The sequence below is a fragment of the Streptococcus sp. 32226D021BW genome (assembly GCF_053545015.1).
Map to the genome: position 1 here is coordinate 19,409 of NZ_JBPPVC010000018.1, position 11,950 is coordinate 31,358.

An 11,950-nucleotide genomic window follows, 5' to 3' on the forward strand; every position below is an offset into this window, starting at 1 on the left:
AAAAGACAAACAGGCTCTATAAGACTGTAGTGGGAAAATCCACTATAGAGATTATGGAGCCTTTTGGAGTGTAGAAAAAAAGTCCCATATGACCTATAATGAAAAGCGACAAAACTATCATTTAGAAAGACTCATATGGAACAGTTCAATTTTATCACACAACTACTCGGAATTAAAGACCCTAATATCACTATTTTGGAGATTGCGGATACCAGGAGCCGCAAAGAGGTCATCGCTAAGCTGGATTACCCTGCTCCCAAATGCCAACATTGCCAAGGGCAGATGGCCAAGTACGACTTCCAAAAACCATCCAAAATACCTTAAAACCGGGACCAATTGGTCAGCAAGAGCAGCCGCTCGGTCATTCAAGAGTATATCGTCACGCATGGCTCTTCCACCACATTCTTATTTGACATATTTTCTCACATTTTCATGCAATTTTCAAGATTTCAATTAGCTTGAGGCAAGAATTTCTATAAATAACGAAGTAGGGAGAAAATAACTGCCAACGTCACAAGGAAAATGATGGTGAGATAAAAATAATTCCGTCTCTGCTTGTTTTTCTTAGGTTCAACATAGCGAGCTTCCTTGATTTGTTTCTCAATCGCTTCGTCCAACAAGGGATTACGTTTCTCTGGCATTTAGCGCTCCTCCTTCCCAAGTAACTGTTGGTATCCTGCAACAGATTCATTGCTAGTTTCTTCACGCTGCAAGGCCACCATCTGTGGATAAGATGCTGCAAAGTCTGCCAAGGCCATCACCATATTAGTTGGCTGGCTGGCATCAAAGCGGTGGGAAGCTGGAATCAGATCACGGTTATGAACGGTTTGCTCAAAGGCCAAAATCACCATATTTTGCTCAAAGGCCTTGCGAACCGCATCCATTACCTCTCCACTATGATTGATATCGAGGTAGATATCGCATTCTTGGAACAACTGTTGCAGCTGTTTCTGTGAAATATTTGGATAAAGGGTAATATTTGACTTCGCTTCAAAAGCCATCAATCGTTGAGACATTTCTGTCAATGCGCCGATATGGAAGTGGAAGTCTGGTAGTGCTTGAGTTAACTCCTCTAATTTCTCAATCTGATCCGAGTTGGTTAGGATAAGGATTTCCTTTCGTCCAGCATTCTCACGCAAGCTTGGATAGATATAACCTAGGTAAGCAATCTTGGCCTTTTGTTCTTCCGGCAAGATATCCATCATCTTCTGATAAACTTGACGCTGCTGTACCAAAACACGTTGTGTACGAACGTGGGAAGAATTCAACATGACCTTCATGTTTCCTGGGATGTCCTCCTGGATACCTTCCTGCCAAAATAGGATATCTTGACCTGCTTCTGGACTGTTGTAGGAGAGGAAAAAAGGAGTCGATAAAGAGTTGTACCAAATCTCTGACAATTCCCAGCCCATTTCCGCAAAATAATGGCGGAACAATTCCACACGATTATCAAAGAAATACACTTTTCCCTGCCAGTTTAACTGAATGTCACCTGTCATAAAATTCTCAACCAAGACCTCTTGTTTTGCCTGATTGAAATAAATACGGCTAGTCACCTTCTGCTCGGCATTAAAATAGGTTCGTGCAAACAACCAACCAAAGCGATTGTAGTGGTCTGTAAAACGTACCTTTTCATTTGGTCCAAACCAGTCAACATTTTTTATGCGACGGAGGTGCTTGGGTTCGGCATAAAAAATCTTTGCCTTCCGTTGGCTGTAATCCCAGACTTCCCCTTCACCATTGGTCCCTGTAATTTCCCAAAAAGGAGGGACTTGGAGTTGGTTGAAATAAAGCGAGCACCCCTGACCTGTCTCCATTTGGCAATAGTATGAATAGGCAGAGGTCACACCTTCTGGTAGAAAACCATCATCATTAATGACAACGACAGGACCTTGGAAACCTGCCTGAGTCAGTGAATAATATAGATCCTTACTGGCCTGATGGAAGCTATCATATAATTGAATCATTTTAAACCTCCTCAATAAAGCGCAACCACGCTTTTTCCAATTCGACCGTCAGAAATTCCTTAGCACGGTCATAGGATGCCGCCTGCCAGTCTTCCAGCTGACCTGATTGGAATAGGTCCAGCAGTTTTTCGGCAAAGAGTCGGCCATAGACAGTTGGATCATCAACGTCCAAACGACTGATCAAGCTGCCATTTCGTCCATCCTGCACAAAGGTTTGGTTGCCATAAGGAACATCCAAGCCAATAATCGGCAGGCCAGAACCAATGGCTTCCATCAAGGTCAAACCAAAACCTTCTGAGGTCGAACCTGCCAAGTAGGCTTGGTAGTGTTTATAAACCTCTGTTAAATCATGGTGCCCCATCAAGCGAATAAAAGAGGAAGCATCGTGTTCTTTGATCATGGCTTCCAAGCGGCTACGTTGCCCGCCCTCACCATAAATATCAAACTGAAGGTCTGGCAAATGTTTTTGGGCCTGAATCACCGCATCCACCAACCAATCAATGTGTTTCTCACTAGCCAGTCGCGAACAGGTCACCAAAGAGAAAGGACGACGGTCCCCTTCGGGCTGGCGCAATTCATCCAAACTACCAACTGGTAAAGTAAAAATTTTCGGACGGAAAGGCGTATAGGTCTCAAATTGGGCCGCCAGCGTTTCCGCTTGCGCCTTGGTTGAGGTAATAAAGGCATCAATCTTATCCGCATTCGAAAACTGATATTCGTAATAGTTATTCCAAAGAATGGTTTCTTCCGTCACAGAATTCATATTGTAATGCTCTGCATGAATCACGACTGCCACACGGGCCTCTCCTCGGTGGCGCAGAATCGCCTGACCTGTCCCAGTAGCACGATCAATCAAGATAATGTCCTCTTTTGTCAGAGCCAATCGGTCCAACATGCGACCAATCAACTCCTCTTTTGTACAAAGGATAGCATCAGGAAAACGGAAGATACTCTGGTCACCAGAACAGTTTTCTTCATAGGCGATAGAACCATCTTCGTTGAAAAATACCCGCACATTTAAAACAGGTGCATTATCCACTGGAGCATAGTATTCCGAAAACATCTTGGTATAGCTATAGTAGTCCTTGCGAATCAGCTTCCCTTTGGAAAGAAACTCTACCTTTTGCACATAGTCTGGATGATTTTTCCGTGTAAACACCAAGATGACCAAGTCCTTGTCTTTATGCTGGTATTTGACAGATTCAGGGCTCTGTGAAACCTTGACAAAATCAGAATCTAGACTGGCTTCAAACTCCATCAAAGGATAGGTTGTCGCTGCGATCTTGACATCGGTAAAAAAGCCATAGAGCCAGATAATTTCCTGGTCTTCAAAGCCAATATTGGCTGTAAAATGAGCCAGGTTTTCTCCTTGAAACATATCTGTAAAAATAAATTTACTATCTTGGCCAATCTTTCTAAAAATGCTGGCCCGATAGGCTTGGGCATACTCTACTCCGCTGCTGGCCCAACCAATTCCACGGTTGACATTATAAATGGTCATCTTCTGTTCCTTTTCTTATACAAAATAAATAGAATGTTTTCCATCTTTCGATTGCTCTATGGTACTGAGCATAACATTTCGAGCGATTTTCTGTTTGACAAAATCAGACATCTGTTTGTAGGAACGTAGGGATTCTTGGTAGTATTCGGACATCCCATCCCTCTGGGCTGTAGATCGTGTTGTGACAACCCCCTTCAATTGTTGGAGACTGTCAACTTCTTCGACCCAGCACTCATCAATTGCCTTCAAAACAGACAGACGATAGAACTCTGACAAAGCTTCTTCTGACTGCAAAAGCAGCCCTTTTTTAGCCACTTCTTCTTCCACCAATTTTAACAAATAGTTCTTAACGTCCTGGTCATCGTCCAAGTCTAAAGCTCTTGGGAAATACCTGAAAGCATAGCTATAGTTGTCCAAGATATAGCGGCGTAGCTGATGGCGTGTTCGCTCCTTGTTCTCGGCCAAATAGGAATCGATTACTTCTTCCATAATCTGGCGGACATTTTCCGCCAAGTTCTCATCATCAAGAATCAAGCGGTCCCGCAAGCCATAAATCTTCTGGCGCTGGACTCGCAGGCTTTCATCAAAGCGAATAGTTGATTGACGAGCACTGACAGCATTATCCTCACTCTTTTCTTGAGCTTGATGAATAGCCGCATGGAAGCGGCGACCTGTCAAAGCTCGACCATAATTTCTACGATCTTCACGATTATGCTTTTTAAAGTATTTTTTGACCCATTCCGGACCATAGTTGGTCAACAATTCATCTTCCAAGGAGACAAAGAACTGAGACATGCCTGGTTCACCTTGACGGCCTGCTCGACCGCGCAACTGCCAGTCCATCCGACTATTGGCCATCCGCTCGGTTCCAACAACTGCCAAACCACCCAATTGTTCCACACCTGGTCCCAACTTAATATCAGTCCCACGGCCGGCCATGATAGTCGCACAAGTCACCGTTCCCAACTGACCAGCCTCTTTGATAATCAAGGCTTCTTTTGCCACGTTATTGGCTGTCAGCGTCGAATGGGCAATCCCTTCTTGCAAGAGCAGTTGCGAATAAATTTGGGTGATTTCCACAGTTCCAGAAATCAACAGCACAGGTTGTCCGTTGGCATGCAGCTCCTTAACCAGCTCCATCGTTGCATACAATTTTTCTGGAAGAGTGGTATAAATTTTATCTGGATAATCGATTCGTTGAATCGGCACATTGGTCGGAATGGAGATAACTGGAACCTTATAAGTCGAAATCAATTCATCCTCTGCCTGGTGTCCTGTACCTGTCATTCCTGCAAGTTTAGGGAACATGTTGAAGAGGCTTTGATAGGTAACTGAGCCCATGGCACGACTTTCTTTGGTTTTCTTCACATTTTCCTTGGTTTCCAAGGCTTGGTGAATACCAGATTGTAGACGGGTGCCTTCTAACACACGTCCTGTTCGATTGTCCAAGAGCTTGACCTCATCATCCTGTACCACATAATCATGATTTTTCTTGTAGAGATAGTGGGCCCGTAAGGCTAGGTTGATATGGCGATTAAGCTCCCAGTTGTCTGCATTGTAAATACTCTCTTCTGCGAAATAGTGTTCCGCATAGTCATTGCCCTTGTCCGTCAAATAGACTTCCTTTTTATCTGGGTCAAAGTAAAACTCCTCTTCGCCCAAAGTTAGTACAAACTGATCGCAGATATCGTACATATTGGATTGAACTCGAGGGGTCCCTGAGATGATGAGAGGAGTTTGGGCGCTATCTAGCAAGACCGCATCCGCCTCATCAATAATAACATAGTTAAAGTCACGTAGAAACTTCTCGCTCTTTGAAGAAGCAAGGTTATCAGACAGGTAATCAAAACCCAGACCAGCACCTGTTACATAGGTAATATCGGATCCATAGACCATTCGTTTGGTCTCTGCATCCCCTTCTTGGTCATCATCATAGACACCAAGACCAACAGTTAGGCCGAGAAACTCATATACCTGCCCCATTTCCAGAGCATCCCGCTTGGCAAGATACTCATTGGTGGTGACCAAAATCGCGCCTTTTCCTGATAAGGCATTGAGGTATAGGGGCATTGTCGCCGTCAGGGTTTTTCCCTCACCAGTCTTCATCTCCGCAATGGTCCCTTGATGGAGGGCAATTCCCCCCATCACCTGCACATCATAAGGAAATTGACCTAGGACACGGTAACAGGCTTCCCTACAAACCGCAAACGCTTCTACCAGCATATCGTCTAGGTCCTCACCTGCTTCCAAGCGCGCCTTAAAGAGACTTGTTTGATTCGCCAAGTCTTGATTGGTCATCCCTTCATAGGTATCGGACAGAGCATTAATCTGTCTGGTTAATTTTTTAATCTTTCTCAACCGAATCTGATTCAGCAAAGAAGTCTTGTATTGCATGGTTGCTATTCCTTTATCCTTTTTGGTGAATCAAGCGGCTCACCAATCTTAGTTCCTCAGGTTCCTGACCTGATGTGTAACTGCTGACCTGATTTCTTTCTATCAAAGGCTTGGCGCTATTTTCAGGTCCATAAATCGCAATATGGAAGAATTCTACCTGCCGACAACCTGCACTCATTAGGGAAATCCGATAGGTGAAGGCATCTTTAGGAAAGGTAAATTCTTCTTGACCATTTCTGAGGATATCCCGTTGGATTTCCTCATTCTGGCGATTGAAATATTGAATTTGAAAATAGGCGGTCTGTTCAGGCACAATGGTGACCTTTTGCTCTAGGCGATAGGTAACTCCTGGATAGAGCAAGGGGAGTTCTGGACAAGAACGATTGGCCTGGTAGTTAGTCCGAGACCGCCAAGTTTTAATGGGTTTACCTGGTGAAAAATGAAGATTCTCAAAAAAAATTGAGTCTTCCTGTATCTGGATCATTGAACCGTACAGGTAGTTTACTCCTGGGGTTACTCCTGTCCAGAGTAATTTTTGCACTAATGCTTCTACCATTACATGTCCCTTCCAAAATCATTTTTTAGAATCTTATGGTACTGAGCCATAAACCAACGGTTGATGGCACGACTATTGTCGTTGTGTCGGCCTTCATACCCCTTACAGAAAATATGGACATCCTTATCCGCCAAATAATCAATCAGGCGTTCCATAGCATGGCCATCATAGTCATCCTGCTCCATATACGCAATTGCAAATTGAGTCGTATGAAAATCTGATTCGCCAAATTTATCCCAGAATCGTTGGTTAAAGGCTTCAATTGAGGCAGAATCAGCTCCACCGACAACATTACGAATCATGTCACCACTGGTTTCAAACTCGCCGGGACGCTTCAACTTCAAATTAGAAACAGTCTCTCCTAAGTTTGTAAACGGCTTCCCGACGATTACAGCATGGGGATTAAAATGAGACGCATAGTACAAGCCACCAAATGCTCCCATTGATAGACCGGAAAGAATAAGTTGGTTCGAATCAAATCCCAAATAATCCAAAGCTTCTTGAATCGCAGATTGTAAATGACCTTCTAATTCATCTGTTCCAGAATAGAAGCATCCACCCTCCAAACGCGGATCGGCTACGAGTAGAAAGGGAGCTCCCAAGCGTTTCATCATGAAGAAACCTTCAAAACCTTCCGCTCCCCGAAAACCAGAGAAATATACATTCAAAGGAGGTTTCATATCTCCCGGGTTAAAGTAATGAAAAATTTCTTGGCGTTTGGCATCCGAATGGCGCTTGCCCCCTAAGACAAAGCGGCCAAGTCCAGAACGCGAATAACGCCAATGGAGTACACCAGTCTTGATAGATCCTGTCCCTCTGGCAGAAACAGACACACTATAGAAACCAACCTCTGGATGGGGTGCTAGAACATAAGGTTCTTTCATTTCTTCTTCACTCAAGATCTGTTTCTCAAAAACATCCGCTAAAGATCCCTTACGGATCGGATCCAACTCTAGACGAAGTTCACAGTCTCCATTTTTTATGTATTCCAACCAGATTTCAAGAGACATGGGAAAGGTCCCCAAGTTATAACGAAATGTCATTAGGGGTTGAAAATCCTCCCCAAAATCACCTGTAAACGTAACACCGACATTGCCCTCATAATCAACTTGACCTGTAAAGTTGGGATTAACATCAATCTCAGGGATCTTTAACTTAGCCCCATATTGTCCTGAAAAGAGGTTCATATGGAGAAAAGCAATCAACTCTTCCTGACTTCCCTGTATAGGTAGGTAAGACATCACCTTTCTGCGGTAAAAACCAGTCGGAGCTATATCAAAGACCTCCACATTTTCTGTCATAAAGACAGCGTAAGCTTCGATGTTATTCATCAAAGGTTCAAGTTGCTTTTCCGACAAAGAATCGGTCACTAGGATTCCTGTAAAGTAAAGTGGTACCTTGGGATTTTCTCCCATTTCTGCTAATTTTTCAGCAGGAATTTTTGCCAAAGCTGCATCGTTTAACTCTTGGAGAAGGTCTGTAATGCCTTCTGCACTCGTATAAAGCCATTCCAGGTCTGCTGGAAGCTCCTTTCCTTGCGACCAATCTTGGCTTCCTATCTGTAAAATTTTCATTCTGTTAGCCTTTATTTTCTAATAATTCTTTCCACTGATCAATTATGCGACCGCTAGTGTAATCCCCCATTTTTTGAACAGTTGAAACAAGGGACCTATTCCAGTTTGTCAGACCATCAAAGTAATAAGCGACTGCTTCTGTCAGGTCTTTAATTCCCGTCACAATCCAACCATTTTCCCCATGCGTTACATACTCTGAAGCTTGGCGATTGACTTGTGGGATTCCCGCGCTAATACTAGCAATCTGAGTATAAAGATGCGGAACCTGTCCCAAATCCAATACCAATCGGGTCGTATCTAATTGGCGAATAATCTGATTTTCATTGGTAAAGGTATGGAAGCGAATGCTAGACAAGGTCATCTCTTGATCCTCTTCCAATTGGTTTTCACCAGCCTCTTCCGATACTTCCATGAACCGAGCAAGTGTGTATTTTTCCTGCAGAAGAGCAATCAATTCACTTTCCAAAGCCTTCATATTGCGTGCACGTTCATAGCTGACAATATCCAATTCAATCAAGGGATTTTCTTCCATTAACTGCAATAAAATATGCAGGGTTTGTAGATAGTCTTCATGGCTTGTACCGTCTATCTGCCAGTAAATAATCAATTCCTTGACCGTCTGACTGCGTCCTAAACGCAAACGTGTATCAAACGGCGTCACCTTGCTGACATGGTGAGCAGGGGTTCCCAGCTGGGCCAAACTGTACTCAAGGGCCAGCTTGTTTTTCTCCGAATCCACTACCAGGACATCACCTTCCTGAGCAAGACGCTTTAAGTCACTGCCCTCTTGAAGACTGTAACGGTCACCGCTAAAGGACAACACTTTTTTCTGTTGTTCAAAAGCATCCAACAAGAGGCGATTGTGTTGTTCATGGACTGCCATAACCAGGTAGTCATGTTCTGTCATACGCAGACGTTTGAAGAAGAATAATTTCTCTAAAATCAAATCATCCCAACTCTCATAAGTCAGCTGGAAGAATTCCTGATCTGCCCGTGGGTTGACGGTAATGAGATTGGAAGCTTCTGCCAAGTGCTCACGAACCTGCCAGACCCCATTTTCATTCAGATAGTCCTGATGGCTAGGCTGCCCATCTGAAAAATAAAGGATACTCGATAAAAATCCACGATCGTCAAACAGGTAATGGTAGGTAACTTCATTCTCCTTAAAGTATTCCACTTTCAAGAGATTGCCGCTTTCAGCAAAATGCACTTCCGCAATCCGTTCATCCCCAATTTTGACCAACAAGGCAAAGGGAGTATAGACAAAACATGCCCCCTGTGGCCAAGTCAAATCAGTTACCTGGAGCACCTTGGTATTTTTGCTTTGGATATTTTGAATCTCATCAAAGAAGGACCAGTAAGGGGTTGAAAGGATATCTTGACGGTGCAAAAAATAGCGCAAATGGGGTTGGTACCCCAACAAGAGCATCATCGTTTCTTCACCCGCAGCCTGGAAGGTCTTCAATTGATTCACGGCATCGTCAAAGGTCATATTTTCAATGACACGAAACCATAATGGGGCTTCCATATACCACTTACGATTTCCTTGATACCAGGATGGGACAAAATAAAACATAGTAACTCCTTTAAATAATCTCGTCGTATTCTCTCCATGAACGAAGAATGCGAACCTGTTCCACTATGCCCAACAAAAGGGTAGTGACAATATAAATATTGTTGATCAACAGTGCGATACTGATTTGCCCTTGCTGGCTCCACACCAGGAGCAAGGGCACACCTCCCATCAAGCAGGTATAGATTGCACCAACCAAGGCTAAACGATTTAGATAGAAGGAAATGTACTTCCGAGTTGCCTCTCCTGGACGAACATTCTCGATATAGTCCCCGCTTTTCTGCATATTTTCTGCGACTTCAGTCGGGTCTATATTGAAGTAGGCAAAACCAATAGCTAAAATGAAGAGCAAGAAAATATACACAAGAATCCCGAGTAATTCTGAAATACTCACCTTCCCAACCAGCTCCTTCAATATAGGATTTTCTGGAAAAATCTGCAACAGAGCTGAAATTAGAATTGGTGGCAAGGACATCAGCGTCATCGCATACATGAAAGGCATCCCTCCTGCCGGCGTCACCCGAATTGGGATATAGGTGGATTCGGCAAATGCACTGATAATCATAATCCGTCGAATCGGAATCCGATACTCTGCTCGATAGACGACGACTGTAATCCAAATCAAGGCAGAAGCGATTAGTGCAATCACCGCAATCGTCAACAAAAATTCGAGGCCTCCCAATCGATTTTCTAAAAAATACCGGATGATATTGATGATAAAAGTTAAAATCATGTTGGAGACAATAATAACCGATGGGCCTCCTAAGCCCTTACGGCCATTCACATTTGCCAACCACATGAGGACAAAACTACCGGCAATCATCACTACCATTGTAATTCCCCTTAGGATTGGGAGTGAATAGTCACCAAACTGACTTAACTGATAGTAATCTGATAGGGAACTAACCCCAATGGACTGGATTAAGGCTATAATAAACATCAGTAACATGCGGTAGCGATGGCTTTGTTGGGCAGTTAAACCTTTAATTGTCTTAAAGAGTGTCAAAAAACGCCACAAGATCATCCCTGTCATCCAAGGACTCAGCCCGAGAGAAAATAGATTCAGGGTCGAAAACTGACCACCTGTTACCATGGCCAAGTTCTCCAAGGCACTATCTAATTTATATTCACCCGCTTCAATGCCTGCAGCAGGAAGGGTTGCGATTGGGCTATATTTCCCCAACATATAGACAAATACGATGCCAACCGTCCAGGTCAGGCGGTTAGCTAGAGTAGAAGAACGATAGTTTCTCCATATATTTTTCATAATATAAACTTCCTATTCCTTATCATATCTAGGGATAAGACCTTATCCCCATATATGATAAATCGAAGTCGCCCTCGTTAAAGGGCAGCTTCGATTCAACTAGTATGACTTGTTCATTCTTATTTGCTGTTTCAAGAAAAGTGTTAAAAAATCATTTTTTTAACTGTGTTTTTGCTCATGTCTTACTAGTTTTAAATATGTCCAAAAGAGTCTCCCAATTTTAGCACTATTGCTAGGCTAAGTCAATAAAAAGACTGTGAAAACACTAAGTTTTTCAATGAATACATTTTCAATTTTCCTACGGAAAATATAGCTAGTTGGCACTTATTTTTCCTTTTTTGAGGCTACTATTTTTAGGTTAAATGAGTCTAAAAAATCTTATGCGCCAGCTTTTTCCATAGAAACTGCTAGCCGTTCCATTACTTATCTATTAGTGTACTGTTTCTTTGTCTATTATTCAACTGATTATCGGTTTTTTCCATATTTAAATCAGAACTTGATACAAAGAAAGTAGCTGGCATTTGCTAGCTACCTTTCTTTTTGCCTTCTAGCTTTAATTACTTTTCTTCTTCGTCTTTTTTGCGACGTTTATACAAAGCACCAAACAAGAGGCCTGCTCCAAGCAATCCTGCCCAAGATGACGACTCCTCACCTGTATTTGGCAATACTGCTGACTTACGAGGAAGCTGTGAATCCTGTGAAGGAGTTGATTCAGATACTAACTCTGAAACGGATTCTGAAACTGAGTCAGATACAGACTCTGAAACGGCTTCAGAGACGGATTCTGAAATAGATTCAGACACTGACTCGGAAATAGATAAAGACTGGCTAATAGATTCTGAAACTGATTCGATATCTATTGGAGGTAGTGGTGGATTTACTAAACCTGGACCATTAGAGTGAACTTCTACGCTTGACTCGGAAATGGACTCAGATACAGATTCGCTGACTGATTCTGAAATTGACTCTGATACAGATTCTGAAATGGATTCTGAGACTGACTCAGAGATGGATTCAGATACAGATTCAGAGATTGACTCTGATACCGATTCAGAAATTGATTCGCTTACTGATTCTGAGATGGATTCTGAAACTGACTCGCTTACCGATTCTGAGAT

At 43.0% G+C, this 11,950-nt stretch carries 9 protein-coding genes and 2 pseudogenes; 2 read left to right on the plus strand and 9 right to left on the minus strand.

What is annotated here, in order from left to right; translation table 11 throughout:
* Positions 1–135 precede the first annotated feature (135 nt).
* Positions 136–321 (plus strand): annotated as a pseudogene (locus ACEE44_RS09515) (ISL3 family transposase); the annotation flags it as partial.
* A gap of 152 nt (positions 322–473) precedes the next feature.
* Here ACEE44_RS09515 and ACEE44_RS09520 read toward each other — a convergent pair.
* From ACEE44_RS09520 to ACEE44_RS09560, 9 genes are all read right to left on the minus strand, one after another.
* Positions 474–641 carry a hypothetical protein gene (locus ACEE44_RS09520; RefSeq protein WP_332412868.1) on the minus strand — a complete coding sequence of 56 codons (168 nt, stop codon included), beginning with the start codon at positions 639–641 and terminating at the stop codon, positions 474–476.
* Positions 642–1,967 carry an accessory Sec system glycosylation chaperone GtfB gene (gene gtfB / locus ACEE44_RS09525; protein WP_449172062.1) on the minus strand — a complete coding sequence of 442 codons (1,326 nt, stop codon included), beginning with the start codon at positions 1,965–1,967 and terminating at the stop codon, positions 642–644.
* A 1-nt stretch (position 1,968) separates the two neighbouring features.
* Positions 1,969–3,468 carry an accessory Sec system glycosyltransferase GtfA gene (gene gtfA, locus ACEE44_RS09530; RefSeq protein ID WP_105122158.1) on the minus strand — a complete coding sequence of 500 codons (1,500 nt, stop codon included), beginning with the start codon at positions 3,466–3,468 and terminating at the stop codon, positions 1,969–1,971.
* Between the two features lie 15 nt (positions 3,469–3,483).
* Positions 3,484–5,862: an accessory Sec system translocase SecA2 gene (gene secA2, locus ACEE44_RS09535; protein ID WP_449172063.1), complete on the minus strand. Its 2,379-nt coding sequence runs from the start codon at positions 5,860–5,862 to the stop codon at positions 3,484–3,486.
* Positions 5,863–5,875: 13 nt separating this feature from the next.
* The gene (gene asp3 / locus ACEE44_RS09540) at positions 5,876–6,418 is read right to left on the minus strand and encodes an accessory Sec system protein Asp3 (protein WP_332412858.1); all 543 of its coding nucleotides are present in this window, start codon (positions 6,416–6,418) and stop codon (positions 5,876–5,878) included.
* A complete protein-coding gene (gene asp2, locus ACEE44_RS09545) occupies positions 6,418–7,992 on the minus strand; it encodes an accessory Sec system protein Asp2 (RefSeq protein WP_332412856.1) in 1,575 nt (524 codons plus the stop codon). Before asp2 ends, asp3 begins: the two co-directional genes overlap by 1 nt.
* Positions 7,993–7,996: 4 nt before the next feature.
* A complete protein-coding gene (gene asp1 / locus ACEE44_RS09550; RefSeq protein WP_105122154.1) occupies positions 7,997–9,568 on the minus strand; it encodes an accessory Sec system protein Asp1 in 1,572 nt (523 codons plus the stop codon).
* Between the two features lie 10 nt (positions 9,569–9,578).
* A complete protein-coding gene (secY2, locus tag ACEE44_RS09555; protein WP_332412854.1) occupies positions 9,579–10,832 on the minus strand; it encodes an accessory Sec system protein translocase subunit SecY2 in 1,254 nt (417 codons plus the stop codon).
* Between the two features lie 557 nt (positions 10,833–11,389).
* Positions 11,390–11,635: an LPXTG cell wall anchor domain-containing protein gene (locus ACEE44_RS09560; protein WP_449172064.1), complete on the minus strand. Its 246-nt coding sequence runs from the start codon at positions 11,633–11,635 to the stop codon at positions 11,390–11,392.
* A gap of 121 nt (positions 11,636–11,756) precedes the next feature.
* Between ACEE44_RS09560 and ACEE44_RS09565 the strand changes: the two are divergent.
* Positions 11,757–11,950, plus strand: a pseudogene (locus tag ACEE44_RS09565) (fibrinogen-binding protein); the annotation flags it as partial.

Bases quoted from the DNA above. Each gene is read 5' to 3' on its own strand.
- asp1 (WP_105122154.1), bottom strand. From the start codon at position 9,568: ATGTTTTATTTTGTCCCATCCTGGTATCAAGGAAATCGTAAGTGGTAT.
- gtfB (WP_449172062.1), bottom strand. From the start codon at position 1,967: ATGATTCAATTATATGATAGCTTCCATCAGGCCAGTAAGGATCTATAT.
- secA2 (WP_449172063.1), bottom strand. From the start codon at position 5,862: ATGCAATACAAGACTTCTTTGCTGAATCAGATTCGGTTGAGAAAGATT.
- asp3 (WP_332412858.1), bottom strand. From the start codon at position 6,418: ATGGTAGAAGCATTAGTGCAAAAATTACTCTGGACAGGAGTAACCCCA.
- ACEE44_RS09520 (WP_332412868.1), bottom strand. From the start codon at position 641: ATGCCAGAGAAACGTAATCCCTTGTTGGACGAAGCGATTGAGAAACAA.
- gtfA (WP_105122158.1), bottom strand. From the start codon at position 3,468: ATGACCATTTATAATGTCAACCGTGGAATTGGTTGGGCCAGCAGCGGA.
- secY2 (WP_332412854.1), bottom strand. From the start codon at position 10,832: ATGAAAAATATATGGAGAAACTATCGTTCTTCTACTCTAGCTAACCGC.
- asp2 (WP_332412856.1), bottom strand. From the start codon at position 7,992: ATGAAAATTTTACAGATAGGAAGCCAAGATTGGTCGCAAGGAAAGGAG.